The sequence below is a fragment of the Pseudoalteromonas sp. Ld19 genome (assembly GCF_045064135.1).
In the GTDB taxonomy this organism is placed as follows: domain Bacteria; phylum Pseudomonadota; class Gammaproteobacteria; order Enterobacterales; family Alteromonadaceae; genus Pseudoalteromonas; species Pseudoalteromonas aliena.
In genome coordinates, this window is the sequence record NZ_JBISHA010000019.1 from 105,676 (window position 1) to 131,022 (window position 25,347).

A 25,347-nucleotide genomic window follows, 5' to 3' on the forward strand; every position below is an offset into this window, starting at 1 on the left:
CTTAATTTTTACTTAACCTGAGCTCTGGTTAAGAGATTTACTAACGTATTGAATCATGGTGATATTTAAATTTATTTTCTCTAGCCAGATTTATTATCCTAAGTTCAGGTTACCTTGATCATATCCTCAGTAACTACATCAGCACCACTTTATCGTTTTTTAGTGTACTAAATACATTAAGACACTCTCAATCCTGCACCTTAGCGTAGCTATGTTCACATTTATCTCAAATGTATTGAAGTACAAACGTGCTTGAGTAATGGTGTATGCTCAAATAATTCGGAGTCATATTTATGCTTAGCACAGGTATTAAAATTACGAGTAAAATTTTGCAGCACAGCACGTTCGCTGTTGTATGTTCTTTTAGTCTGATGGTAAATGCGTCAGAGCTTAAATTTGAGGATCAACAAAAGCTTCATGATATAGCAAACAACGTATCTGCTAGTCGCATTGGTCATGATATTCAAACGCTGGTGGATTTTGGTACTCGCCATACACTTTCAGATACTAAATCTGATACCCGAGGGATTGGTGCGGCTAGGCGTTGGATAAAAAAAGAATTTAAAAAAATATCAGCACAATGTGGCGGTTGTCTTGAAGTTATTGAAGTAAAAGATACTATTTCGGGTGAAAAACGCATTCCGAATCCTGTTGAAGTTGTAAACATAGTCGCTATTCAACGCGGTATTAGCGAGCCAAACCGTATGGTGATGATGTCGGGAGACATAGATTCACGTGTTAGTAACGTTATGGATTTTACCAGTGACTCGCCTGGTGCTAACGATAACGCTTCTGGTGTAGCGGGCGTTATAGAAGCGGCTCGTGTTTTAAGTAAGTACAAATTTAATGGTTCGGTAGTTTACGCAGCTCTTTCGGGCGAAGAGCAAGGTTTGTTTGGCGGTAAAATATTAACGGCTTATGCACAAAAGCATAACTGGCAAGTTCATGGCGTTTTAAACAACGATATGATTGGCAATATTACCGGTATTAATGGGGTAATTGATAACACAACCGCACGAATATTTTCTGAAGGTACCCGCGTTGTAGAAACCAAAGCGCAGGCTAATACTCGGCGCTTTACGGGGGGGGAAGTTGATTCTGCGAGTCGTAATTTAGCGCGCTACATAGATACTATTGCCGATAAATACATCCCAAATTTAAACACGATACTCGTTTATCGATTAGATAGATTTGGCCGTGGTGGGCATCATCGTCCATTTAACGATGCAGGGTTTGCGGCGGTGCGTATTATGGAAACTAACGAACACTACGACCGTCAGCATCAAGATTTGCGAACTGAAGATGGTATTGAGTATGGCGATACAATTAAAGGCGTTGATTTTGATTACACCGCAAAGTTAACATCACTCAATGCCGTTGCTATGGCCTCAATGGCATGGGCACCTGCACCGCCAAAAGAGGTTGAAATAAAGGGAGCCGTGACAGCGAATACGTCATTTTCTTGGCAAGAAACCAGTGATGAAAATATTGCCGGCTATAAAATTTATTGGCGCTATACCAGCGAGCCGCAATGGCAGTTTAGTAAATATGTTGGCAAGGTTTCAAAGTACACACTTAAAAACGTAGTGATTGATAATTATTACTTTGGAGTCGCGTCTGTAAATAAACAAGGGATTGAGTCGCCAGTGGTTTTTCCTGGTGATGTAGGTTCGTTTGATCACAATATAAAATAATAGTTTGGCTAAAAACACAGCAAACAGAGAGGTTCAATGTGCAAACGGCCCTTTTATACTTGCACCTTATTTACTAAGCCCTTACAGTGTAAGAAAAAGAAGTAAAAGGTTATTAAAAATGGAAAAACAAGAAAAAAAACCGTTAACAGCACAAGAGCAAGCTTTAGCAGAACAACAACGTATTGCATGGCAACGCGAGTGTTTTCAAAGCGCGCAAAAGCATTTAGCCGAAAAGGGTATTATGCCAAAATCAGTAGTTGATGTAGACAGCCGATTTTTAGCACCTCTTTGTGCAATGTGGAAATTTAAAGCCCAGAACGGTAAAACATATTGGGTAGTAACAGGGCGGTTACCTACAGATCATGTAGAAGCAAGTGCAGCTACAGATGCTCGCGATGCAATGCGTTATTTTTCTTTGCAGTGGCAATTAAAAGCGGATCAAATTATGAGTACAGGCGCGCGTGATAAAACACAGGTAGATTTTGCTAACTTACTTATAAATAGAGCACATGGCTTGTACGAAATGTACGATAATGAACCGCTGTGGGCTAATGAAGCAAAGTAGCTACAGTTTGGTTTAAGTAATAATGTGGGGTAGTAATTAGTTAGTACCCTTTTTATTTTAATTAATGTACAAGAGTGAAAGGGGTGGTATTGAATGCTGAAACAGGGCACTGCATACGTTGCCTAGGAATTCCCGCCTCCATAAAAACATTTCCTTGCTGAATAAAGCCATTTCGCTTAAAACGCTCTACCTCATTTAAAATACAATTAATGCTTACCTCTTCTATCCCCTGGTTTGACGCTAATTCAACAATAAAATTGAGAAGCGATTTATATACTTTGCGGTTACGGTGCTTTGGAAGTACAGCAATCCGGCTGATCAATCCATCACTACATAATCTACCTGTGGCAACTGGGAAATGTCCGTCGTCGGTAACGAGTACATGGTATGCAAATTTATCTAGGCTATCAAACTCAATATGTTTAGGTATATGTAACTCGTACACAAAGACCCGTTCTCGAATGTGTTGTAACAAGTCTTTTTGACTGTGCCAATCTGCTTCGTTAACTTGATAGCCCATAGCAAACTCCTATTAGAGCAATTAACCCTGTTCGATATTAAACCAAATTCCTTCATTAACCAGTGTAGTAAAGGTTTGCGTAAAAACTAGGCTTGGGTTTGTTAAATTTAATGCTGTCGCTTCAAACTCAGTATTATCGGTAAGTAGTTTTACCGCCGCTAAGTCAGTTAATGGCATAGCATAACTTTCACCGTTCACACTTAATAATAGTTCGGTATCGAGTTGCTGATAAATAGCACGCGTGCCGCCTAAGCGCTCAAACACAGCTTCTTCATCACTTAAATCATGACTTATTTGCTCTGATGTAAATGGTGGCTCTATCGGCGCTAAATCCATTTCATGTTTAGGTTGGCTAAGTGTTGAGCCCAACCATTGTTTAAATAACTCATCGTTTTCTAGCAGTGAAGCCATGAGCGTTTTAACTTTATCAACCTCAAGGTTTGTGAGTTCACCTTTTGATTTTCTCAGTGTTAGATTGTGATCGGTATAGCGTTTTTGGCCGCTTTCAGTATCAATAATATGATCGGCAAAGCTCGACAATAAATCTTGTTGATTTGGGGCTCTAAAACCAACTGAATAATTTAGTGCGTTTTCTACAGCGTAACCTTCGTGAGGGCACCCTGGTGGAATATATAAAATGTCGCCAGGCTCTAAAATGCAGTCAATGACCGCTTCAAATGCTTCTACTTGCAGTAATTTTTTGTTTTGAGCAAACTGCTTAAGTGTCGGATCGGGTAAACCTACGCGCCAATGCCGTTTGCCTTCGCCTTGAATAATAAATACATCGTACTGATCTAAATGTGGGCCCACACCACCATTAGGCGTTGAATAGCTGATCATTAAATCATCGATGCGCCAGTTGGGAATAAACCTAAATGGTTCGAGCAGTTGTGCAGCATTGCTATGCCAGTGATCAACTGCTTGCACGAGCAAAGTAGAGTGATCGTCTGTTAACTGCTCAAAGTCTTCAAATGGACCTTGGTGTGTTTGCCAGTCATTTTTATGATTGGTGATAATACGTGATTCTATGCTTTCTTCCATTGCTAGGCCGGCAAGTTCATTAGCATCAAGCGGATCTTGAAAATTAGCAAAACCTTGCTTGATTAAAAGCGGTTTTTTTTGCCAAAAGTGGCTTAAAAATTCTTGCTCAGACAAATTATTTATTTTTAATTGATACATACATTATGCCTACTAGTTAGTGCAATGGGTTAAAACAAAAAAAGCGAAAGGATGATCCTTTCGCTTTTTAAAAGAGCAGTTTAGTTTTTAAACTAAATCATCAATAAACTCAACAGCACGACCAATATAGTTAGCCGGTGTTAGTTTTTTCATTTCTACTTTAGCGTGCTCTGGAAGGTCTAAACCATCGATGAAGTCAGCCATTATTTCTTTGTTTACACGTTTGCCACGTGTTAAATCTTTAAGTTTTTCGTACGGCTTTTCAATGCCGTATTTACGCATAACTGTTTGAATCGGCTCAGCGAGTAATTCCCAGTTTTGATCAAGCTCGTCGGCTAAACGTTGCTCGTTTACTTCAAGCTTGCTTACACCCTTAAGTGTTGACTGATATGCGATAAGCGCATAACCCATACCTACACCTAAGTTACGTAATACTGTCGAATCGGTAAGGTCGCGCTGCCAGCGAGAAACTGGTAATTTTTGTGCAAGATGAGCAAAAATAGCGTTTGCTAATCCTAAGTTACCTTCTGAGTTTTCAAAATCAATCGGATTAACTTTATGCGGCATTGTTGATGAGCCAATTTCGCCAGCAATTGTTTTTTGCTTAAAGTGATTAAGGGCAATGTAACCCCACATATCACGATCAAAATCGAGCAATATAGTGTTAAAACGAGCGATTGCATCAAACAACTCTGCAATATAATCGTGCGGTTCAATTTGTGTCGTAAATGGGTTTAGTGTTAAACCTAAACTTGATACAAATTTATCAGCGTGTGTATGCCAGTCGTAGTCTGGGTATGCGCTAAGGTGAGCGTTGTAGTTACCTACAGCGCCATTAACTTTACCGAGCATTTCCACTTGTGCAATTTGGTCACGTTGGCGTTTTAAACGCATGTATACGTTTGCAAACTCTTTACCCATAGTTGACGGTGTAGCCGGTTGCCCGTGCGTTCGCGTCATCATTGGGATTGCTTTGTACTCAATCGCTTTTTCTTTAATTGCGCTTAAAAGTTCATCGCAATAGGGAAGTAAAACATTGGTGCGCGCTTCGCTAAGCATTAAACCATGAGATAGGTTATTAATATCTTCTGAGGTACAAGCAAAGTGAATAAATTCGTTGATTGCATGAAGTTCACTGTTATCGGCTACTTTTTCTTTTAGTAGGTATTCAACCGCTTTAACATCGTGATTTGTAGTACGTTCAATGTCTTTAACGCGCTGTGCATCAGCTTCACTGAAGTTATCTACAATGGCGTTTAGTAGTGCATTAGCTTGTTCGCTAAATGCAGGTACTTCTTTAATATCGCTTGCCGCAGCTAACGCTTGCAACCAACGCACTTCAACGGTTACGCGGTATTTGATTAAGCCAAATTCGCTGAAAATACTGCGCAGTTCAGTGGTTTTGCTGCCGTAGCGACCATCCACTGGAGAGATAGCCGTTAACGCTGAAAGCTCCATAATAACTCCTAAATTTTAGTTTGAACGATAGTTAAATTTTTGTTTTAGCAATAGCGAGTATTTTTCTCTTTGCAAAGAAAAAGTGACGGCGTTTACCGCCCATTTGTCGCCATAATACTGCACTTCTAATGCCGGCTAATAATAATGCACGGATTTTATTTTGAGTGAGTTGCTGTTTTAATAACTCGGGTTTACCATAAACCTGTATTCGGTGCCCAAGGGGGCTCAGCACCGACGAGTATATATCTGCTAAACCGGCAACAACGCTCTCGTCGGTAATAGCAAAGTGGTCTAAACGACGATGAATATCATCAATGCGTTTACCTAATTCGTTTAAGTTTTTTTCGTTAGCACTGAGTGCTCGCTCAAGCTGCATTAAACCACCCACGTATTTGACTATTTCAACATCTTTTTGAGCACCCGCTGTTAGCTGTGCCATTAATGTTTTATAGCCATCACGTAAGTTGTCAGTACCTTGATAAACATCTTCTGGCGATGCAGGTGATGTTTGAATAATACTGGCTAGTAATATTTCTAAATCGTGTTCGTTATTGCTGCCGTACTGGGCAATTTTTTGAACTTGTTTAGCTACTTGGCACATGGCGGCAAGGGCCATGACTTGGTGTTCATTCATTACTTAATCACCGAGTCAATAATACCACCACCTAAACACACATCTTCTGCATAAAATACGGCAGATTGACCTGGAGTCACTGCTTTTTGTGGCTCGTCGAATAATACGCGTGCCATGCCGTCTTCGCCGACAAGTAGTGTACAGCTTAAATCTTCTTGGCGGTAACGTGTTTTAACAGTACAACGAGTAGTACCTTTAGGACCAACGCGGTCGACCCAATGTAATTGGTTTGCGTTAAGGCCGTTGCTGTACAGGCGAGGGTGATCTTTACCTTGGCCCACAATAAGTACATTTCGCTCAAGATCTTTATCAACTACATACCAAGGTTCACCAGAGCCTTCTTTCATACCACCAATTAACAAGCCTTTGCGTTGTCCAAGTGTGTGGTACATTAAGCCTTCGTGCTCGCCTACGTTGTTACCGTCAGTGTCTTCGATAACGCCAGGTTGTGCTGGTAAGAACTTTTGTAAAAAGTCTTTAAATTTACGCTCACCAATAAAGCAGATACCTGTACTGTCTTTTTTATCGTGAGTGATTAGGTCTTGTTCTTCTGCTATGCGGCGTACTTCTGGCTTTTCTATATCGCCTACCGGGAATAACGTTTGGCCAATATGTTCATGGCTTAGGGTATATAAGAAGTAGCTTTGATCTTTATTGTTATCAAGTCCGCGACACATGACGTATTTGTCATCGCGAAGCTCACGGCGAACATAGTGACCGGTTGCAATGTAGTCAGCGCCAAGAGCTTGAGCCGCAAATTCTAAAAAGGCTTTAAATTTAATTTCTTTATTACACATTATATCTGGGTTAGGTGTACGACCGGCTTTGTACTCTGCTAAAAAGTACTCAAATACGTTGTCCCAGTATTCTGCTGCAAAGTTAACAGTGTGAAGCTCAATGCCTAATTTATCGCATACGGCTTGTGCATCTTTTAAATCATCAGCGGCAGCACAGTATTCATCATTGTCGTCTTCTTCCCAGTTCTTCATAAACAGGCCTTCTACTTGGTAGCCCTGTTGTTGTAATAAATATGCAGATACAGAAGAATCAACACCGCCGGACATGCCAACAATGACTTTAATGTGACTATTTTCGCTCATGAATAATTTCGCTTATACAGATTGCTGTTAACTTGGAAAGGCCGCGATTATAGCATGTATTTTGTTTGTCCTTAAAGAGAGTAAAGGGGCAAAGGAAGGAATTAGTCACTATTTTATTTATATAACAAATAGAAAAAGAAACTTAGAAAGTATAAAAAACAATCCTTTTGTTTTAATTAGGTTTTTATATTGCTAACTATGTTATGAGTATGAGTGAATTTTGTTATATTTTTTCAGTGATTTAGTATTATTTTCTTTCAAATATTCGGCAGTAAATATAAACTGCGCCCGCACGAGGATATAACCTTGTTATATCGATTTAGGGTGCTGGGCAATATAATCAATGGAATGAATATATGAACTACGTTGAACAAATAAATAAAATTAAATCGTTAGTTGAATATTACACTTGCCAATCTAATCAGTCTATTAGTGAGTTACTAAATAACCCCTCAAGTCAATTTAAGCAATCGGCTTATCGTCTTTTTTACGAACTTATTAAGTTTAAAAGTCCTTCTTTTTATCAAGAACCAAACCCTATAAATGAGGTGTTTAGCTTAATCAAACGCTCAATTTCTTGCACTGAACACTCAAAAAAATCAGTACTTGAATGTGTAGAGCGTTGGTGGCTTGAATGGTACTTCACGCTAGAAATGGACACTAAACTTGCATCAAACATAACTGATATCCCTGCGTGTTTTGTATCATCAAGTACACAGCATCCGATGCGCAAACATGAGCTAAGCCATTACGCTAAGTTATTTACGGTGCTGCCAATGCCAATTTGTAATGTGTGTGACCGAACTGGTGATCTATTAAAAGTAAATCAGCGCTTTGTTGATATCTTTGGTTACACATTAGATGAAGTGCCTAATTTAGCTGTTTGGTGGGAAAAAGCCTTTCCAGATCCCGAGTATAGAAAATCAGCCAAAGCATTATGGAAAAATTCTTTGCAGTTTGCGAAGGAAAATAACAATGATATTCCTGCAAATGACTATCGTGTTCGTTGCAGTAATGGTAGCGAGTTAGTAATGGAAGTGTCGGGTATTGATAATGGTGATGAATTTATTGCGGTATTTTACGATGCCACTGAACGTCTAAAAGCACAAGATATATTACGTGATATGGCTTTTCTTGATTCGTTGACAAAGATAGCAAATAGGCGCCGTTTTGATGAGCAGTTTGCGTATGAGTTTGAGCGATTAAAAAGCAGTGCCGATAAACTATCTATGATCTTTATTGATGTTGATCATTTTAAACAATTTAATGACCGATACGGGCATGTAACTGGCGATATTTGTTTGCGTGATGTCGCGCAAAAAATTGCAGCGACGGTGAGTCGCCCTGAAGACTTTGTAGCGCGGTATGGTGGTGAAGAATTTGTTGTGTTATTGCCGCAAACGGATACGAAGGGTGCACTTTTCATTGCTGAGCAGATTCAAAAAGCAATAGAAGAGCTAGCAATACCACACCAAGATAGTTTTACAGGACTTTTGTCAATCAGCATGGGAGTTAACACAGCGGATACGAACGATGACAAACTTGTCTTTTTAAAAGCAACCGACAGTGCTCTTTATTATGCAAAAAGACAGGGACGAAATTGTATTGCACTTAGCTCTGAAAATTTGTAAATAACCTGAACTCTGGATAATAAATCTATCTCGAGCAGCTATTTTCAGCGCTAACTACGTTGAATTTATTTGCAATAGGCTAGCTATTGACGCGTAAATTCGCCTTGTTTTCACTGAAAATCTCTGGCTAGAGAAAAATAAATTTAAATATCATTATGATTCAATATATTAGTAAATATCTTAACCAGAGTTCAGGTTAAATATGCTTCTTTAACTTTAGGGCGTGTTGATTTTTGTGGATTGAAAATTGTTCAACCTAGGGGGGATTTAATCGCGGCGCGAGGTTATATCCTAGTGGGCTCGGTAACTGCTCTTGCGTTACTCTAATGGCTTACAACCCTGTAAGAATAAGTCAAAGCCGAGCAACAAAGAGTAAGTGGCCCTTAGGCAGAACCCTTCGGGCAGCGCATGTCTGGCATTTATGCTGCGTTATCGCCTATTTATGGGGAATAACCACACAGCATAGGCGCTGCCTTGTCTGAAATTCAACCTCAAAAAATCAGCACGGCCTAATTAATTATAGATAGTATCTAGGTTAAGAGGCTGTTTGTGTAAGCTATCCTCTATGCATTTTAAAACTAATGGGCTTCTAAGGGGGAGTGTCTTAATTTGTTCTAGGGTATGCCAATCAGCAGAGATAATATCTGGGTCGATAGGTTTAGGTATTTTAAGGGTATCGCACATTTCAAATATAAAACAAAATCGTAAATAGTGAGTGCCGTTATCAGCATATAAGTTGTAAATACCTAATAAACCTAGGGGCAACAACGTTAATCCAGTTTCTTCAAGTAATTCTCTGCTCGCGGCTTGTGCAAGAGTTTCGTTTAGCTCTAAATGCCCAGCCGGTTGATTGTAACAAATTTGCTTTGTAAATTTATCGCGCTCTTTTACAAGTAAAAACTCATTTTGCTTTTTTACTATTGCTGCAACTGTAACATGCGGTTTATGCATCAACTACGCCCTTAATTACTTTGTACTCACCACAATTAATATCATCCAACGTATAGTTACCAATGCTATAGCGAATGAGGCGAAGAGTAGGGTGGCCAATATGCGCAGTCATACGGCGGACTTGCCTGTTTTTACCTTCGTTAATGGTAATGCTTAGCCACGTAGTGGGGGTGGCTTTTCGTTCACGTACAGGGGGATTACGAGTCCAAATTGTAGGTTCATCAATTATTTTAACGTTAGCGGGGAGTGTAAGTCCGTCTTTAAGTTCTACGCCATTACATAAATCATTAATTGATTCACTCGTGGGTTTACCTTCAACTTGTGCCCAGTATGTTTTATTCGTTTTTTTATCTGGTGCGGTTAAGGTGTTTTGCAATTTTCCACAGTTTGTTAAAAGCAATAAACCTTCACTGTCTCTATCTAATCTACCCGCTGCGTAAACTTCTTTAATAGGGATAAACTCTGCAAGCGTTTTCCTATCGGCATCATCTGTAAATTGACAAAGCACATCAAATGGTTTGTTAAACAGGACAATTCTTCTGTCTTTAGACGCTATTTGTGGCTTTATTTCTCTTTTACCTGAAGGTGTTTTGTTAAGTGCACTGCGAGAATAAGTACGGCCAGTACTTCTTTTTGGCCTGGCTTGTGCTGCTTGATTATTGCCTGATTTAGCTCTCATTATATGCACCTAGCTGGTTTTGGTAATCCGGCAATTTTTGTTGCTTGCTTGGCTGGGCCTTTAGGAAATAATTTATATAAATAAAGGCTATTTCCTTTGTCTTCACCGAGTGCTTTAGCCATTGCTTTTACAAGCATTCTAATTGCTGGGCTGGTGTTATATTCAATGTAAAAATCACGAACAAAATTAATGACTTCCCAGTGTTGCTCACTCAGTGTGATGTTTTCTTGAGTAGCAATTACAGGAGCAAGCTCTTTCGACCATAAAGTATGGTCAAGCAAATAGCCTTGCTTATCGGTTTCAATCTGTTGGTTGTTAAATTCGAGCATGAGTTACCAGGTAATTGATTGATTGGTTGATAAAGTGAGAGCTACAAAGTCGTTATAGCTAATTGCTTTATCGTTATCGGCTAATTTAATTACACGTATTTGCGCGTCTTGTTCAAGTATTAACAGTGTATCTGCAAATTGCCTAAATTGTTTTTTTGCAAAGCAGGCATCACCAACAAGTAGTACCTTATCGCCTGATAAAATTAAGTTTTCTAGCTGATTTGCGCAGTAATAGTTAAGCGGCTTTGAAAAAATATGTAACGTACTCATAGGTTCACCACATGTTGCTGCGCTCTAATTAGTGTTTGTTGTTGGCTAAAGTTAAGGACTTTTGCCTCTATGAGTAAATCATGTTTATTTAAACCATAATCAAGCAATGATTTTTCACACACAAAAATATTTTCAACATCATAAATCTCGAGCGTTTTAATATTTTTAAAAAAGTCTTTTAAGCCAATGTTGTTTGGTTGCTGATGCTTTTTTAAAGCCAAAACGGCAGGGCCGCTAAATAGCCAACTTACATTTTGATCAACGGCAGCAAATATCAACGTCATATCAAGTGCATCACGAATATTTAAATCATCAAATGGGCTGCACTGGCTCATTACTAGTACGTTTATCATTTAAATTGCACCCATTTGTCTGCATCAGATGCAAGCATGGCAAATTCAGCTAACCCTGCGACTGCAAATACACCGGTATTTTTAATATCTAATCCGCGTTTTTCAGCGGCGGTAACACACAGCATCAGGTTTATATCTTTATCAGCTAATTGCTGCCAAAGCTCTGTTATTTGAAGTTCGTCTGAGGATAAATCAAAATTATTTGAAGCGTGATAAATGCCTTGCTGATATAAAAATATCGCATCTATAGTATGGCCTTGCGCTAAACATGCATTCGCAAATTTAACTATGCGTTGCGTGGTATCGTGATCGGATGGTGGTGTATGTAATGAGAGAACAAAGCGTGCCAAAACAATTCCAATAAAAAAGCCCCAATAGAGGGGCTATTTTAACAGAACTATTTAATTAGTCATCACTTGCGCCAAGTAGAGCAAGCAAAGACGTAAATAAGTTATATACGCTTAGGTATAAAGATACTGTTGCACGAATGTAGTTAGTTTCGCCACCGTTTATGATTCGGCTCGTATCGAATAAAATCAAACCAGACATAATTAATACAACTGCCGCATTAAGCACCATAAACATCAATGAGCTGCCAACAAAAATATTAACAATGCTTGCTACAATCACAACGATTAAGCCAACAGTTAAAAAGCCACCCATAAATGAGAAATCTTTTTTAGTGTTAAGTGCATAAGCAGATAAGCCAAAAAAGATAAGCGCCGTAGAGCCCAGCGCTTGCATAATAAGCATTGGACCATTAGGCATTGCAGCATAATGGTTAAGCAATGGACCTAAGCCTGCGCCCATTAGACCGGTGAAAGCAAACACCCAAAATACACCAGATGCGGTATCTGCTTTTTTATTGACAACAAATAATAAACCAAATGAAACAAGTGTAAACACAATCCCCATAAAGTAAGGTAATTGTAGTGCCATTGAAATACCAGCAGTTACTGCACTGAATGCAAGTGTCATTGCTAATAAAAAGTAGGTGTTTTTAAGTACCTTGTTTGTTTCAATGGTAGACATTACCGGTTTCGCGGTATTGTACGATTGATTAAACGCCATTGTAGAGCTCCTTTAAGTGAAACGTGTGTGTTTCGATAATTTAACTAAAATTAGATTACCAACTCTTATATGTTTGGGCAAACCTTTGTAGATCAATAGAGTCAAATATTTTAATAAAAGTTCATTAGCGATTAAATTAAAAACACTTTGCTCTAAGTTTGGACAAATCAATTGTTTTTTAATCACTTAAACAATTAATTTAAAAAAAAGCTTCACAAAAGGCACCGCTTTCCCTATTATGCAGGCCGTGCGGAGAGATGGCAGAGTGGTCGAATGCACCGGTCTTGAAAACCGGCATGGGTTTATAGCCCATCTAGGGTTCAAATCCCTATCTCTCCACCACTTATTTAATAAGTGTGTGGTAATTAAAGTATCATTCATTTAAATAGTTATTAGTACACTCTTACTTTTAACTTAGCAGTATCGGAGAGATGGCAGAGTGGTCGAATGCACCGGTCTTGAAAACCGGCATGGGTTTATAGCCCATCTAGGGTTCAAATCCCTATCTCTCCACCATATAACAAAAAAGCCCGCTAAATTAGCGGGCTTTTTTGTGCACGTAATGTAAGTAAATATAGTTAAAGGCTGTGAGTCTTATCATTATGAATTACGACTATAGTCTCTATTTCTAAGCTTTAAATCTTGGTGCATTCTTAATACATTAAATTTTATACGCTGTATTAAGGATTATTAGATGAAACATCAACTTGCAAAAAGCGTTGCGCTTTCATTATTGTCCCCGGTGATTGTTGGCAGTGTGTTGGGTTTGTATTATGCACTGACGCTACAGGGGGATTTCTTATCCGTATTTTTTCAACTGTTGATGACTGCTATTTCAAATGCACATATTGTAGGCTTAACAATGGCGGCTTTTGTTGTGCCAGGGTACTTACTAATGTTTAAGTATTCAAAAGTTAATTATTCAGGTGTTTTAACACTTGGATTATTAGGTGGCGCTATATTTAGTTATTTGTTGAGTGCATCGACGGGTGAGATATTTTTAATTAATAGTGTAATGTCGGCATTCGCAGCGGGGCTGTTTTTATTTGGGCTTCGTAAATCGATAAAAAATAATCGCAGCATTATTGACCAAGCACGCTGATAAACGGTGCAATTTCCTTTTTTTTACCTCCAAAAGGTTCCAATTTTTCACGACAAAGAGTACCTTTAGCTACTGTCTGTTTAATAAGAAGTAGTTTGGTATGCAAAAGCACGATTTTTACCAGTCATTAGTTAAGCAAACTGAATCACTAATAGCTGGTGAATCTAATGTAATTGCCAATATGGCAAATATAAGCGCGCTATTATTTACCTCTTTAGAAGATGTAAATTGGGCGGGCTTTTACTTTATGGATTCTCCTACTGAATTAGTACTTGGCCCGTTTCAAGGTAATCCTGCATGCATCCGTATTCCAGTAGGAAAAGGGGTATGTGGAACTGCTGCGGCAACCGCAGAAACACAATTAGTTGAAGATGTTCACGCTTTTGACGGGCATATAGCCTGTGATGCAGCGTCTAACTCCGAAGTGGTTGTACCTATCATGAAACATGGTAAAGTATTTGCTGTACTCGATATCGATAGCCCTAGTATTGGTCGATTTGATACTGATGACAAAGCCGGTCTTGAAGTGATAGTTAAATGCTTAGAGGCGAGCCTGTAATGAAAGATTTGCTAAATGTTCAAGACTACCTATTTGCTGTGCAAGATGTTGGCGATTGGGAAGGCGAAGAAGAACATGTAGCGGAAACGCTCAATGATTTGATTCACATTGCTTGGGATCGTCTTCCAGATGACGCAGAATGTGAATTTATTGATGAAACAATTAATGGTATTTGGGAACACCTTCGAGGTGATATGGCTGTTATTGAAGCCGATTTCGAAGAGTTGGTCGACTGGGTAACACACTACGTCGATTCGTCCCTTGATGAAAAGATGTGAAAAATAGGTTCTAAAATGGAAACCACAAACAAGCTAAAAGATGTTAATGAAGTGTTGGAATTTTTATATCAAGAATTTCCACAATGTTTTAAACAAAAAGACGGTATCAAACCGCTTAAAGTCGGTATCTTTAAAGATATTGCTGAGCGTATTGAAGGGTCTGATAAAGTAAGCAAGACTCAAGTACGTCAAGCGCTTAGAAAATATACGTCTAACTGGCGTTATTTAGAAGCTGTGACCAAGTCAGAGTTTCGTATTGATCTTGATGGCAATCAAGGTGAAAAAGTTGAGCAAGAGCATATCGACCATGCACAAAAAGCATTGGAAGAAAGCCGCGCTAAAATGGCAAAACGCAAAAAACAACAGCGTCCTCGCCAAGATTCTGATGCTAAATCTTTCAAGAAAAAACCAGCACATGCTATCAAAGCAGGTGATAAAAACGCCTCCACTGCTAATAAACCAGCTAAAGTTGCACCGGCTAAGCGTTCAGGAAAAATTGAACCTTTACCAGCAACTGAGGTCAAGGTTAATAATAAGGTTAAGGTTAAACTTGGCCAAGCACTTGTAAATGCAGTAATCACTGAAGTGAACAAAGATGACGTTCATGTTGAATTAGTGACGGGTATGCAAGTTAAAACCAAAGCTGACAGTTTATACATCGTTTAAACTGTAAATAAATTAAGGAGTTTGTATGAGTAAAAAGTTTACGCTCATTCCGTTAGTTGCTGCCCTGTTTTCAGGTTCATTATTTGCTGCTGTTGAAGCCGTCACAATTGACGATTTACCCCAGCTCAAACAAGAAAGTCAACATGGTACTGCCAGCAAGCGCGTGGCTAGCTTATTTACTCGTTCACACTATATCCCAGTTCGATTTAACGATGAGCTTTCTAGTAAAGTATACGATCGTTATATCGAATCCCTTGATTTTAATAAAAGTGTTTTTCTAGCCAGCGATATTGCCTCTTTTGAGCAATATCGTGATGACTTTGATAACGCTTTAATTACCGGTAAAGTAGGCTTCACATTTGATATTTTTAATTTAAGCCTTAAACGTCGTTTTGAACGTTATGAGTATTCATTAGCATTACTTGAAAAAGAAATGACTTTTGATAAAGAAGATGAATACTTTTTTGATCGTGAAGATGCCGCGTGGCCAACGTCTCAGGCTGAGCTTGACGAAATTTGGCGCGAACGTGTTAAATACGATGCACTGCGTTTAAAAATGACAGGTAAAGATTGGAAAGGTATTAAAGAAGTGCTTACCAAGCGCTATAGGAATGCCCAAAAGCGTTTAGTACAATCAAACGCTGAAGATGCATTCCAAATAGTACTAAATTCTTTAGCACGCAGTATTGAAGCGCATACATCTTATTTATCGCCACGCCGTGCAGAGCAATTTAAAATGGATATGGACCTAGAGCTAGAAGGCATAGGTGCAGTATTAAGTCCAGATGAAGATTACACGGTTATTCGCAGTTTAGTGCCAGGTGGCCCTGCGGATAAAACCGAACAGATTAAAGCTGATGATCGTATTATCGGTGTTGCTCAAGATGGTGAAGAGTTTACTGATGTCATCGGTTGGCGTTTAGACGACGTCGTTGATTTAATTAAAGGTCCTAAAGGGACTAAGGTGCGTCTGCAATACTTAAAAGGTGCTGATGCCCATGGTACGCCTAAAACAGTTGAAATTACCCGTGATAAAATTCGCCTCGAAGATAGGGCGGCCAAATCAGAAGTGTTTGAGGCTAAATATTCAGACTTAACCAGTAAAATAGGGGTGATCGAAATACCTGGTTTTTACAACAATCTTTCCAAAGATGTAAAAGTTGAATTGGCAAAGCTTAAAGAAGAAAAAGTGGATGGAATTATTATCGACTTACGCCAAAACGGTGGCGGCTCTTTATACGAGGCAACGCAGCTTTCAGGATTGTTTTTTGATCAAGGCCCTGTAGTTCAAATACACACTTTAAATAACCGTATTGAAGAACAAAGAGATCGTGATGGTATTACCTATTACGATGGCCCGCTTACAGTGTTAGTTGATAGATACAGTGCGTCCGCATCTGAAATATTTGCAGCAGCAATGCAAGATTATGGTCGAGCGGTTGTTATTGGCGAGCAAACATTTGGTAAAGGCACAGTACAACAGCACAAACGCTTAGGTCGTAAGTATGATTTATACGACAACCCACTTGGCAGTGTGCAATATACTATTGCTAAGTTTTACCGCATTAATGGCGGTAGCACGCAGCACAAAGGTGTGATCCCTGACATATCGTTTCCTTCAGCAATCGATCCTGCACAGTGGGGAGAAAGCAAGCAAGACAATGCACTGCCATGGGATAGTATTGTAAAAGCTAAATATAATAAGCTGGATAATTTAACGCCAGTTATTACGCAGCTTCAAAAGCAACATGAAGTACGTATTAAGTCAGAGCCAGAATTTAATTATGTACTTACTGATATTGCACGCTACAACGAAGAAAAGGACCGTAAAACAATTTCGTTAGTAGAAGCTAAGCGCGTTAAAGAAAAAGATGAAAACGAAGCACGCACACTTGTACGCACTAATGAGCGGCTTAAGCGTTTAGGTAAAGATCCGGTAGAAAACCTAGATGATTTACCTGAAGTCATCGAAGAGCTAGATCCATTTTTAGAAGAAGCGGCGTTAATTACTCAAGATTATATTAAGTATGGCCGTATAGCTAAGCAGTAACAACTGGTTTTACCTCTATAAAAAAGGCGCTTATGCGCCTTTTTTACTACCTATAATTTACTAAATTGTTATAATCTCTGATTACATAAAGTTGAGCCAGATCAAAGGTGCTCAATTAATGCGCTAATTGTGCTTAAAATAATAATTAGACACACCTTAAGTGTGTGTAGGAGTCTCTACTTTGAAGCCATTGGAAGATAAACCAATTAAACCCGCCTCGTTTTTTGATGCACTTATTCCGATTTCAGTTTTGATCTGTTTGCTTGGAGCTGCCGTTTACTTATTTGGCGATAACTCATCATCGGGTCCAAACCAAATTGCACTTTTATTTGCTACCTTTGCCGCTGCGTTAATTGGTCTTAAAAATGGGTACACTTGGAAAAAACTTGAGCAAGCCATGATTGAAGGGATCACACTTTCACTTGGTGCTATTTTGATTTTACTAATGGTAGGTGCCTTAATTGGCACATGGTTACTTTCGGGAACCGTACCAACCTTAATTTATTATGGCTTGCAGGTTATCAATCCGAGCTGGTTTTATGCAGCTAGCTGCTTAATTTGTGGCATTGTTGCAATGAGTATTGGTAGTTCATGGACAACAGCTGCAACAATCGGTGTTGCGTTATTAGGTGTTGCAACGGGTCTTGGCCTTGAGCAAACGGTCACTGCAGGTGCGGTTATATCGGGCGCGTACTTTGGTGATAAATTAAGCCCGCTGTCAGAAACCACAAACTTAGCACCAGCAGTGGTGAGTGCTGATTTGTTTGAGCATATTCAACACATGCTTTGGACCACAGTACCAAGTTTTGTGATTGCGCTTATTATATTTATTTTTATGGGCTTTAATGCAACGGCTTCAAGTGAAGCGGGGCGCATTGATGAGATAACAGCTATTTTACAGCAAAACTTTAATATTGGTTTTGAAATGTTAATACCGCTTATTGTATTACTTGTATTAGCGATTAAAAAAATGCCAGCGTTTCCAGCTATTTCAATTGGCGCAGTTGTGGGTGCTATTTGGGCTATGTTGTTTCAGTCTGATTTAATTAGTAGCCAAATAGATATTTCCCAAGGGCAGTTAGTCGGGTACTTTAAGCTTGTTTGGACCACCTTTTTTGATGGTTTTAGCATAAGTACAGGCGATGATAAAATGGACTCACTCCTTAGCGGTGGCGGTATGTCAGGTATGCTAACAACCACGTGGCTTATTATGACTGCACTGATGTTTGGTGCCATTATGGAAAAAACAGGCCTTTTGGATATTTTTGTTAAAAGCATACTTAAAATAGCTAAAAGCACGGGCTCATTAATTGCTGCCACTATTGCTACTTGTATTGGTACCAACGTTATTGCGGCCGATCAGTATATTGCTATTGTTGTACCAGGGCGTATGTTTAAAGACGAATATAAAAAACGTGGGTTAAAGCCTGTAAATCTATCTCGTACTTTAGAAGATGGCGGCACGATCACGAGTCCACTAATCCCGTGGAATACATGTGGTGCTTACATGCAAAGCGTTTTATTAATAAATCCTTTTGATTATGCGCTTTACGCTTTCTTTAACTTGATAAACCCAGTTTTAGCGGTTATTTATGCCTATTTAGGTATTAAAATCTTACGCATTAAGCCAAAACAATCTGACTAATTTAAATAGCTCCTTTTAACTCAAAAGGAGCTATTTTGGAGTATTTATGACTGAATCAAATAAACCTCAAGCACAATATCTTAAAGACTATAAAGCTCCTGATTTTTTAATTAATCACACAGAGCTAACTTTTGACTTACAACCATTATCAACGAAAGTGAGCGCTTTGTTGACGCTTACACGTGTAGGGGATAAAAAAGCACCTTTAGTGCTTGATGGCATTGATTTACGCTTACTGTCTTTATCTGTTGATACCATGGACATAACAGATTATGAAATTATTGGCGAGCAACTAATAATTAATAATCTGCCGGATAGTTGTCGATTAAGTATAGTCACTGAGATATCGCCTGAAACCAATACTTCACTTGAAGGTTTATATTTATCAGGTGGTGCGTATTGCACACAATGTGAAGCACAGGGCTTTAGAAAAATCACCTATTACATGGACCGTCCAGATGTTTTATCTACATTTGATGTAACGATAATTGCTGATAAAAAATACCCACAATTATTGTCTAATGGTAACCAAATAGACAGTGGTGAAACTCAAGATGGTCGTCATTTTACCAAATGGCAAGATCCGTTTAAAAAACCAAGTTACTTATTTGCCTTAGTTGCTGGCGATTTTGATGTATTAAAAGACAGCTACGTTACTCAAAGCGGTAGGGATGTTGAGCTTGCATTATTTGTTGATAAAGGTAATTTATCTAAAACACCCCATGCTATGACTTCACTTAAAAAAGCGATGCAATGGGATGAAGCGCGTTTTAATTTAGAATATGACCTTGATATTTATATGATTGTAGCAGTCGATTTTTTCAACATGGGCGCGATGGAAAATAAAGGGTTAAATATTTTCAACAGTAAATGTGTTTTAGCAAATCAAGAAACGGCTACAGATAAAGACTATCACACCATTGAATCAATTGTAGGGCACGAATATTTCCATAACTGGACGGGGAATCGTGTAACGTGCCGAGATTGGTTTCAGTTATCGTTAAAAGAAGGCTTAACGGTATTTAGGGATCAAGAGTTTAGTAGTGACTTAGGCTCGCGTGCGCTTAATCGAATTGATGCTGTAAAAGTAATGCGTACACACCAGTTTAGCGAAGATGCTGGTCCTATGGCACACCCCATTCGTCCAGAAAAAGTTATTGAAATGAATAACTTTTATACGGTTACAGTGTATGATAAAGGCGCTGAAGTTATTCGTATGATGCATACGCTACTAGGCGAGCAAAACTTTCAAAAAGGCATGACGCTATATTTTGAGCGTCACGACGGTCAAGCAGTAACCTGTGATGATTTTTTAAGTGCAATGAGCGATGCATCAGGGATTAACTTAGCACAATTTAAACGCTGGTATAATCAAGCTGGTACGCCACGTCTAAATGCGCAGCAAAGCTTCGATAAAGATTCAAATACCTACAGCTTAACAGTAGAGCAATTAGCACCGCTTAATCAACCAAATAATGAACCTTTACACATTCCTTTTGCGATTGAGTTATTGGATGCAAACGGACACAGTATTGCGCTTGAGTATCAAGGCAAAAAAATTGAGCATGTGTTAAATGTGACGCAATCTACGCAAACATTTAACTTCGATAATATTAGCAGTAAACCAGTTGCTGTATTACTGGAAGATTTCTCTGCACCGTGTATTTTAAATCAACAAACAGATGAACATGCGCTTCTTCATATTATGCGTTTTGCACGGAGTGATTTTTCTCGTTGGGATGCCCAGCAGCAGCTATTTATCAATGCAGTAAAAGCAAATATAAAGAGCGCCGAAAGTATTGCACTAAGTGATGAAATAATTAATGCGCTCAGAGTGTTAGTTGTAAACCAACAAGGTGATTTAGCGCTAATTGCTGAGCTATTAAAGTTACCTAGCTTTGATACATTGGCCGGTGAATTTGAAGTTATTCCTGTTGATGAAATAATTAAAATTACGCAGCAATTTGAAAAACAAATAGCAGATTCGTTATGTAGTGAATTTATTCAATGTTTTGAATCATTATTTGATGACGGCAGTGTAAGTGCTAATGCGGTTGCTATTCGTTCATTAAAACAGTTATGCCTTCATTACTTAGCTAAAACTCAAAGTATCCAGGCAGCTGAATTTATTAAGGACGCAGCTAGTTCATCTAATATGACGAATGTGTTAGGTGCGTTGAGCGCAGCGGTTAAAGCATCTCATGAAGTGTGTGATGAATTATTAAATCACTTTGATAGTCAGTGGCGCCATGATGTTTTAGTTATGGATAAATGGTTTGCTTTACAAGCGATGCAAACATCAGAAAACGCAATCGAAAATATTAAAGCCCTTTATGAGCACCCATGTTTTGATTTTTCTAATCCTAACCGAGTTCGTGCGTTAGTCGGCAGCTTTAGTCATTTTAATACGCCGCAGTTTCACCGTGCCGACGGGCAAGGTTATTCACTATTAGGTGACTTATTAATAAAGCTAAATGCTATAAACCCACAAAATGCATCACGTATGTTAACGCCTTTTATGTCCTGGAAACGTTACGATAAAGTTCGTTCTGATGCAATGAAGCAGCAATTAGAGCGTATAGCTGCGTTGGATGGCCTAAGCGACGATTTATTTGAAAAAGTTGAAAAAGCGCTAGCGTAAATGATTGAGTACTATTTTAACTTAACACTGAGCTACAACGATTGCATGGATTATTATCATGGTCGTTTTAGCTCCTTACAAGTAGTGGAAGATGGTGGAAAAAGAATTCGTTTTTCTGCTAACCACTTGAGACCTTACATTTCTAGCTTAGGAATACGAGGTCGTTTTAGAATATTATTAACACCTGAAAATAAGTTCATTCGTATTGAACGAGTGGCTTAGCGCGCTATTTTTATGTTATAGATACATAAAAATATTGTCTTTTTGTTAATTTCAATTTGTTCTATTGTTAAATAACGTGTATAAATTATCTGGTATGACGTCTTACCAATACGTAAACGTCAGCCAGAATAAATGTATAACAGATTGAATGCGACCATTTGTAATTTATTAATATCGCTTCTATCGTTATGATTACACTAAAAACAATAATTTGATCACACAAAATGACCCGCGACAGGGGGGAACCACAATGATAAGAAGATCGCTTTTTGTTCGAAACAAAATAGCTTTAAGCATAGCAGCCGCTAGCTTAGGGTTGTCTGCAGCCAGCACACAAGCTGTAACATTCGAAGCTGGAGGTTTTGATATAACCTTCGACTCTACTTTTTCTTACGGGCAAAGTGTCCGTGTAGAAAATAGAAACTTTGACCTAATTGGTAAAAGTAATAATCCAGCGTTTAATTGGACGGGTTATAATCCTGCAATAAACACTGTCTATTCATCTCAAGATGTGTGGGCACAACCAGGCTCATATTCAAATAATGGTGACGCCGGTGGGTTAAACTTCGACAGTGGTGATTCATTTTCAAAACTGTTAAAAGGCACACACGACCTATCAATTAGCAAAGATAACTACGGTTTGTTTACTCGCTTTATGTACTTTTATGACTTTGCGTTAATGGATAGCGATCATGCTTACGTTAATCCAACATCGGGTCAAGGCGTTGATCCGTGTGATGATAAAGATACTAAAGAACAAAGCTGTGCAGATATTCGCTTATTAGATGCGTATGTGTGGGCTAATTTTGATTTTAATGATGGTAATAATCCTTTATCAATCCGCATTGGTCAACAAGTTGTTAACTGGGGGGAAAGCACACTTATTTCTCACGGTATCAATATAAACCCAGTCGATATTGCGCGTTTAAAAGCACCAGGTGCAGAGCTTAAAGAAGCTTTTATTCCTGTTGGCATGCTATGGGCTTCACTTGGTATTACTGAAAATATAACCCTTGAAGGTTTTTATCAGTACCAGTGGCATGAAACACGTTTACCAGCAGCGGGAACTTATTTTTCAACGAATGACTTTGCGGCTGAAAACGGCTATCAACAAAACGTTCAATTAGGTTTTACATCGAACCCTGACATTGATTTAGCATTTCTAACAAGCAGCTTAAATAATTTAACGACTAATTTTGCTCAAGTCGCTGCAGCTCGTGGTATTGACCCTTCGAGCAGCGAAGGCCAAGAATTGCTTTCAAATATGTACCTTGCCCATCCAACTAAAGTTGCGTTAAAGGGTAAAGGCGATGAGGGTAAATCAGAGCCAAACGATGACGGCCAGTACGGTTTACGCTTAGGTATGTTTTTACCTGACTTTTATGACACCGAAATTGCGTTATACCATGTCAACTACCATAGCAGCCGCCCACTCATTTCTGGTCGAGTTTCAAACTTTACGCAAGTCTCTATAGCACAAGACTTAGCGATGCTTTCTACTACAGAAATCACACCTGATAACATATCAGATTTAAGAGCGTTTTCTAAAGCGACCAACGAATACCCTGAAGATATTAAACTCTATGGTTTGAGTTTTAATACGTCACTGGGTGAGACTGCCTTTGCGGGTGAGTTTACTTTTCGCGAAGATGAGCCACTGCAAATAGATGATGTTGAATTACTTTATGCCGCTATGCCAGAGCAACTTGCTGTTGCTGGGCTTCGTCCTGAATTTGCTGGTATTTCACAGTTAAGTATTGGCGATGCGATTAGTGCTGTAGGACCTGGTGAACTAGCTAAAGGTTACATTGAGCGAAATACATCGCAACTACAGTTTACTGCTACTCATTTATTTGGTCCTTCATTAGGTGCTGATAGTTGGGCTGTGGTAGGTGAGATTGGTGGTGTGCGTGTTAATAACATGCCCTCATATGACGAGACGCGTTTAAATATTTCAGGTACTGGGCGAAGCGGTCGAATTTCAGGCCCTAATGCAAGTGATTACTCAACGTTGCAAATGGGATTGTCTAATGGTGCTGAACAAAAATCATTTGCGACTGCATCCTCTTGGGGTTACCGGCTGATTGCTAAAGGTGATTATTATAATATTTATAATGGTATTAATTTCTCACCACGCTTTGTTTTCTCTCACGATGTAAATGGTAGTACACCTGATCCTATGTTCTTGTTCCTTGAAGACCGTAAATCATTAGGTGCCACTATGAGCTTTAACTATCAAAATGCGTGGTCACTTGATGTGAGCTATAACTCTTTTTGGGGCGGCGGTGATATAAATACTTTTTCAGACCGCGACTACGTTTCTTTCAATTTAAAATATTCAATCTAGGGGTAACATGATTATGATAAAAAAACCTACCCTCATCGCAACCGCTTTTTGTAGTTTGTTTGCAAGCAATGCAGCACTAGCAAAACTCACTGCTGATGAAGTTGCACAATTAGGCCAAAACTTAACACCACTTGGGGCAGAGAAAGCGGGCAATGCTGATGGATCTATTCCTGCTTGGAATAATGGCATAACGACTGCTCCGGCAGGTTATGAGCCTGGTATGCATCACCTTGACCCCTTTGCAACAGATAAAGTGCTTTTCACTATTGATAAAAGTAATATCGATAAATACAAAGCGAACTTAAGCCCTGGGCAAATTGCATTATTTGAAACGTATCCTGATACATTCAAAATGCCAATTTACGAAACACGCCGTTCAGCGTCTTTCCCTCAGTTTGTTTATGATGCAACAAAACAGTTTGCAACAACGGCTGAGTTAGTTGAAGAAGGTAATGGCATTAAAAGTACTGCAATTGGGACGCCATTTCCTATTCCAAAAACGGGTTTAGAAGCAATTTGGAACCACTTATTGCGTTACCGAGGTCAGTCTATCGAACGTTTTGGTGGTCAAGCGGCTCCTACAGCATCGGGTTCTTACAACTATGTTGGTTTTGATGAACAGCTATTAGTTAAATATTCAGATCCAAGTGCAACGCCTGCTCAGTTAAAAGATTCAAATATTTTGTTTAAATTTAAACAAAAAGTAACAGAGCCTGCACGTTTAGCCGGTACTGCATTACTTGTTCATGAAACAATGGATCAGATATTAACACCAAGACAAGCGTGGACTTATAACTCAGGACAACGTCGTGTGCGTCGCGCGCCAAATGTTGCATATGATGCACCAGGTACTGCGGCTGATAGCTTACGTACGACTGATGATTTTGATATGTTCAATGGTTCGCCTAATCGTTATAACTGGACGTTGAAGGGTAAAAAAGAACTTTATATTCCATATAATAGTTACAAACTCCATAGCGATCAGCTTAAATACGATGACATTTTAATGCCTGGCCATATTAATCCTGCACATACGCGTTACGAAAAGCACCGTGTTTGGGTTGTTGAAGCTAACTTAAAAGACGACACTCGTCATATTTATAAAAAGCGTGTTTTTTATATTGATGAAGATAGCTGGCAAGTTCAGGTAACGGATATTTATGATAACCGTGATCAACTGTACCGTGTTGCAATGGCATATGGTCTTAATTACTACGAAGTGCCTACACAGTGGAGTACTTTAGAAGTTTATCATGATTTGAATTCACGTCGATACTTAGCAATTGGTTTAGATAATCAAGAGAAAATGTACGACTTTTCGCAATCGTTTAACGATAACGAATTTACTTCAAGTGCACTACGTCGCGCTGGTAAATAGTCCTAAAGTTGGCATCTAACTAATT

The 25,347-nt window shown here is 38.9% G+C and carries 25 protein-coding genes and 2 tRNA genes; 15 read left to right on the forward strand and 12 right to left on the reverse strand.

All coding sequences use genetic code 11. The features are described from left to right. The first annotated feature begins 371 nt into the window (after positions 1-371). Positions 372-1,694, forward strand: coding sequence for a M28 family peptidase (locus tag ACJJVZ_RS10300; RefSeq protein ID WP_405600476.1), 1,323 nt, complete (start codon positions 372-374; stop codon positions 1,692-1,694). A gap of 118 nt (positions 1,695-1,812) precedes the next feature. Then, entirely contained in the window at positions 1,813-2,259 is a 447-nt protein-coding gene (locus tag ACJJVZ_RS10305) for a DUF4826 family protein (protein WP_405600204.1), read from the forward strand. Between the two features lie 61 nt (positions 2,260-2,320). Here ACJJVZ_RS10305 and ACJJVZ_RS10310 read toward each other — a convergent pair whose 3' ends face one another. The 5 genes from ACJJVZ_RS10310 to mnmA form a co-directional block, all read right to left on the reverse strand. Continuing rightward, positions 2,321-2,779 (reverse strand): GNAT family N-acetyltransferase, encoded by a 459-nt coding sequence (locus ACJJVZ_RS10310; protein WP_405600206.1) that lies wholly within the window; start codon positions 2,777-2,779, stop codon positions 2,321-2,323. A gap of 21 nt (positions 2,780-2,800) precedes the next feature. Then, positions 2,801-3,958 carry a JmjC domain-containing protein gene (locus tag ACJJVZ_RS10315; protein ID WP_405600207.1) on the reverse strand — a complete coding sequence of 386 codons (1,158 nt, stop codon included), beginning with the start codon at positions 3,956-3,958 and terminating at the stop codon, positions 2,801-2,803. An 87-nt stretch (positions 3,959-4,045) separates the two neighbouring features. Next, positions 4,046-5,416, reverse strand: a complete 1,371-nt coding sequence (gene purB / locus ACJJVZ_RS10320) for an adenylosuccinate lyase (RefSeq protein ID WP_405600209.1) — start codon at positions 5,414-5,416, stop codon at positions 4,046-4,048. 31 nt (positions 5,417-5,447) lie between these two features. Next, on the reverse strand, positions 5,448-6,050 hold the full coding sequence (gene hflD / locus ACJJVZ_RS10325) for a high frequency lysogenization protein HflD (protein WP_405600211.1): 603 nt from the start codon (positions 6,048-6,050) through the stop codon (positions 5,448-5,450). Continuing rightward, positions 6,050-7,150 carry a tRNA 2-thiouridine(34) synthase MnmA gene (mnmA, locus tag ACJJVZ_RS10330; RefSeq protein ID WP_138585472.1) on the reverse strand — a complete coding sequence of 367 codons (1,101 nt, stop codon included), beginning with the start codon at positions 7,148-7,150 and terminating at the stop codon, positions 6,050-6,052. Before mnmA ends, hflD begins: the two co-directional genes overlap by 1 nt. A 356-nt stretch (positions 7,151-7,506) precedes the next feature. Here mnmA and ACJJVZ_RS10335 point away from each other — a divergent pair, with 356 nt between their 5' ends. Further along, positions 7,507-8,781 carry a diguanylate cyclase gene (locus tag ACJJVZ_RS10335; protein WP_405600213.1) on the forward strand — a complete coding sequence of 425 codons (1,275 nt, stop codon included), beginning with the start codon at positions 7,507-7,509 and terminating at the stop codon, positions 8,779-8,781. A 513-nt stretch (positions 8,782-9,294) separates the two neighbouring features. Here the strand turns inward: ACJJVZ_RS10335 and ACJJVZ_RS10340 are convergent. From ACJJVZ_RS10340 to ACJJVZ_RS10370, 7 genes are read right to left on the reverse strand one after another with little or no spacing between them, the layout of a single operon-like run. Then, on the reverse strand, positions 9,295-9,732 hold the full coding sequence (locus ACJJVZ_RS10340) for an NUDIX domain-containing protein (protein ID WP_405600215.1): 438 nt from the start codon (positions 9,730-9,732) through the stop codon (positions 9,295-9,297). Continuing rightward, positions 9,725-10,411 (reverse strand): pseudouridine synthase, encoded by a 687-nt coding sequence (locus ACJJVZ_RS10345; protein ID WP_405600217.1) that lies wholly within the window; start codon positions 10,409-10,411, stop codon positions 9,725-9,727. Before ACJJVZ_RS10345 ends, ACJJVZ_RS10340 begins: the two co-directional genes overlap by 8 nt. Then, positions 10,411-10,740 (reverse strand): TusE/DsrC/DsvC family sulfur relay protein, encoded by a 330-nt coding sequence (locus tag ACJJVZ_RS10350; RefSeq protein WP_007375712.1) that lies wholly within the window; start codon positions 10,738-10,740, stop codon positions 10,411-10,413. Before ACJJVZ_RS10350 ends, ACJJVZ_RS10345 begins: the two co-directional genes overlap by 1 nt. Positions 10,741-10,743: 3 nt before the next feature. Continuing rightward, positions 10,744-11,010, reverse strand: a complete 267-nt coding sequence (locus ACJJVZ_RS10355) for a DsrH/TusB family sulfur metabolism protein (protein WP_405600219.1) — start codon at positions 11,008-11,010, stop codon at positions 10,744-10,746. Next, the gene (tusC, locus tag ACJJVZ_RS10360) at positions 11,007-11,363 is read right to left on the reverse strand and encodes a sulfurtransferase complex subunit TusC (protein ID WP_182702731.1); all 357 of its coding nucleotides are present in this window, start codon (positions 11,361-11,363) and stop codon (positions 11,007-11,009) included. Before tusC ends, ACJJVZ_RS10355 begins: the two co-directional genes overlap by 4 nt. Next, positions 11,360-11,713, reverse strand: coding sequence for a sulfurtransferase complex subunit TusD (gene tusD, locus ACJJVZ_RS10365; protein WP_182702730.1), 354 nt, complete (start codon positions 11,711-11,713; stop codon positions 11,360-11,362). The genes tusC and tusD overlap by 4 nt, the downstream gene beginning before the upstream one ends. A gap of 55 nt (positions 11,714-11,768) precedes the next feature. Further along, positions 11,769-12,434: a Bax inhibitor-1/YccA family protein gene (locus tag ACJJVZ_RS10370; RefSeq protein ID WP_007580214.1), complete on the reverse strand. Its 666-nt coding sequence runs from the start codon at positions 12,432-12,434 to the stop codon at positions 11,769-11,771. Positions 12,435-12,685: 251 nt separating this feature from the next. On the opposite strand from ACJJVZ_RS10370, the gene ACJJVZ_RS10375 reads away from it, so the two are divergent. The 12 genes from ACJJVZ_RS10375 to ACJJVZ_RS10430 all read left to right on the forward strand — a co-directional run bounded on the left by ACJJVZ_RS10375 (position 12,686) and on the right by ACJJVZ_RS10430 (position 25,322). Continuing rightward, positions 12,686-12,776, forward strand: a tRNA-Ser gene (locus ACJJVZ_RS10375). An 83-nt stretch (positions 12,777-12,859) separates the two neighbouring features. Continuing rightward, a tRNA-Ser gene (locus ACJJVZ_RS10380) sits at positions 12,860-12,950 on the forward strand. Positions 12,951-13,128: 178 nt separating this feature from the next. Continuing rightward, on the forward strand, positions 13,129-13,536 hold the full coding sequence (locus ACJJVZ_RS10385; protein ID WP_405600222.1) for a hypothetical protein: 408 nt from the start codon (positions 13,129-13,131) through the stop codon (positions 13,534-13,536). A gap of 100 nt (positions 13,537-13,636) precedes the next feature. Further along, positions 13,637-14,095 (forward strand): GAF domain-containing protein, encoded by a 459-nt coding sequence (locus ACJJVZ_RS10390; RefSeq protein ID WP_405600224.1) that lies wholly within the window; start codon positions 13,637-13,639, stop codon positions 14,093-14,095. Beyond that, the gene (locus ACJJVZ_RS10395; RefSeq protein ID WP_193155892.1) at positions 14,095-14,373 is read left to right on the forward strand and encodes a hypothetical protein; all 279 of its coding nucleotides are present in this window, start codon (positions 14,095-14,097) and stop codon (positions 14,371-14,373) included. Before ACJJVZ_RS10390 ends, ACJJVZ_RS10395 begins: the two co-directional genes overlap by 1 nt. Positions 14,374-14,388: 15 nt before the next feature. Next, positions 14,389-15,039, forward strand: coding sequence for an RNA chaperone ProQ (proQ, locus tag ACJJVZ_RS10400; RefSeq protein ID WP_405600226.1), 651 nt, complete (start codon positions 14,389-14,391; stop codon positions 15,037-15,039). Between the two features lie 25 nt (positions 15,040-15,064). Continuing rightward, positions 15,065-17,089 (forward strand): carboxy terminal-processing peptidase, encoded by a 2,025-nt coding sequence (gene prc, locus ACJJVZ_RS10405; protein WP_405600228.1) that lies wholly within the window; start codon positions 15,065-15,067, stop codon positions 17,087-17,089. Positions 17,090-17,270: 181 nt separating this feature from the next. Then, on the forward strand, positions 17,271-18,734 hold the full coding sequence (nhaC, locus tag ACJJVZ_RS10410) for a Na+/H+ antiporter NhaC (RefSeq protein ID WP_405600231.1): 1,464 nt from the start codon (positions 17,271-17,273) through the stop codon (positions 18,732-18,734). A 46-nt stretch (positions 18,735-18,780) separates the two neighbouring features. Continuing rightward, positions 18,781-21,375: an aminopeptidase N gene (pepN, locus tag ACJJVZ_RS10415; protein WP_405600233.1), complete on the forward strand. Its 2,595-nt coding sequence runs from the start codon at positions 18,781-18,783 to the stop codon at positions 21,373-21,375. Further along, positions 21,376-21,597 carry a DUF2835 family protein gene (locus ACJJVZ_RS10420; RefSeq protein ID WP_077537783.1) on the forward strand — a complete coding sequence of 74 codons (222 nt, stop codon included), beginning with the start codon at positions 21,376-21,378 and terminating at the stop codon, positions 21,595-21,597. A gap of 250 nt (positions 21,598-21,847) precedes the next feature. After that, complete coding sequence (locus ACJJVZ_RS10425) at positions 21,848-23,944, forward strand: DUF1302 domain-containing protein (RefSeq protein WP_405600236.1); 2,097 nt, start codon at positions 21,848-21,850, stop codon at positions 23,942-23,944. Positions 23,945-23,957: 13 nt separating this feature from the next. After that, positions 23,958-25,322, forward strand: coding sequence for a DUF1329 domain-containing protein (locus tag ACJJVZ_RS10430; protein ID WP_077539010.1), 1,365 nt, complete (start codon positions 23,958-23,960; stop codon positions 25,320-25,322). The last annotated feature ends 25 nt before the right edge of the window (positions 25,323-25,347 follow it).

Excerpts from the sequence above, each read along its gene's own strand:
- ACJJVZ_RS10300 (WP_405600476.1), top strand. The coding sequence starts at position 372 with ATGGTAAATGCGTCAGAGCTTAAATTTGAGGATCAACAAAAGCTTCAT.
- ACJJVZ_RS10305 (WP_405600204.1), top strand. The coding sequence starts at position 1,813 with ATGGAAAAACAAGAAAAAAAACCGTTAACAGCACAAGAGCAAGCTTTA.
- ACJJVZ_RS10310 (WP_405600206.1), bottom strand. The coding sequence starts at position 2,779 with ATGGGCTATCAAGTTAACGAAGCAGATTGGCACAGTCAAAAAGACTTG.
- ACJJVZ_RS10315 (WP_405600207.1), bottom strand. The coding sequence starts at position 3,958 with ATGTATCAATTAAAAATAAATAATTTGTCTGAGCAAGAATTTTTAAGC.
- purB (WP_405600209.1), bottom strand. The coding sequence starts at position 5,416 with ATGGAGCTTTCAGCGTTAACGGCTATCTCTCCAGTGGATGGTCGCTAC.
- hflD (WP_405600211.1), bottom strand. The coding sequence starts at position 6,050 with ATGAATGAACACCAAGTCATGGCCCTTGCCGCCATGTGCCAAGTAGCT.
- mnmA (WP_138585472.1), bottom strand. The coding sequence starts at position 7,150 with ATGAGCGAAAATAGTCACATTAAAGTCATTGTTGGCATGTCCGGCGGT.
- ACJJVZ_RS10335 (WP_405600213.1), top strand. The coding sequence starts at position 7,507 with ATGAACTACGTTGAACAAATAAATAAAATTAAATCGTTAGTTGAATAT.
- ACJJVZ_RS10340 (WP_405600215.1), bottom strand. The coding sequence starts at position 9,732 with ATGCATAAACCGCATGTTACAGTTGCAGCAATAGTAAAAAAGCAAAAT.
- ACJJVZ_RS10345 (WP_405600217.1), bottom strand. The coding sequence starts at position 10,411 with ATGAGAGCTAAATCAGGCAATAATCAAGCAGCACAAGCCAGGCCAAAA.
- ACJJVZ_RS10350 (WP_007375712.1), bottom strand. The coding sequence starts at position 10,740 with ATGCTCGAATTTAACAACCAACAGATTGAAACCGATAAGCAAGGCTAT.
- ACJJVZ_RS10355 (WP_405600219.1), bottom strand. The coding sequence starts at position 11,010 with ATGAGTACGTTACATATTTTTTCAAAGCCGCTTAACTATTACTGCGCA.
- tusC (WP_182702731.1), bottom strand. The coding sequence starts at position 11,363 with ATGATAAACGTACTAGTAATGAGCCAGTGCAGCCCATTTGATGATTTA.
- ACJJVZ_RS10370 (WP_007580214.1), bottom strand. The coding sequence starts at position 12,434 with ATGGCGTTTAATCAATCGTACAATACCGCGAAACCGGTAATGTCTACC.
- ACJJVZ_RS10385 (WP_405600222.1), top strand. The coding sequence starts at position 13,129 with ATGAAACATCAACTTGCAAAAAGCGTTGCGCTTTCATTATTGTCCCCG.
- ACJJVZ_RS10390 (WP_405600224.1), top strand. The coding sequence starts at position 13,637 with ATGCAAAAGCACGATTTTTACCAGTCATTAGTTAAGCAAACTGAATCA.
- ACJJVZ_RS10395 (WP_193155892.1), top strand. The coding sequence starts at position 14,095 with ATGAAAGATTTGCTAAATGTTCAAGACTACCTATTTGCTGTGCAAGAT.
- proQ (WP_405600226.1), top strand. The coding sequence starts at position 14,389 with ATGGAAACCACAAACAAGCTAAAAGATGTTAATGAAGTGTTGGAATTT.
- prc (WP_405600228.1), top strand. The coding sequence starts at position 15,065 with ATGAGTAAAAAGTTTACGCTCATTCCGTTAGTTGCTGCCCTGTTTTCA.
- pepN (WP_405600233.1), top strand. The coding sequence starts at position 18,781 with ATGACTGAATCAAATAAACCTCAAGCACAATATCTTAAAGACTATAAA.
- ACJJVZ_RS10420 (WP_077537783.1), top strand. The coding sequence starts at position 21,376 with ATGATTGAGTACTATTTTAACTTAACACTGAGCTACAACGATTGCATG.
- ACJJVZ_RS10425 (WP_405600236.1), top strand. The coding sequence starts at position 21,848 with ATGATAAGAAGATCGCTTTTTGTTCGAAACAAAATAGCTTTAAGCATA.
- ACJJVZ_RS10430 (WP_077539010.1), top strand. The coding sequence starts at position 23,958 with ATGATAAAAAAACCTACCCTCATCGCAACCGCTTTTTGTAGTTTGTTT.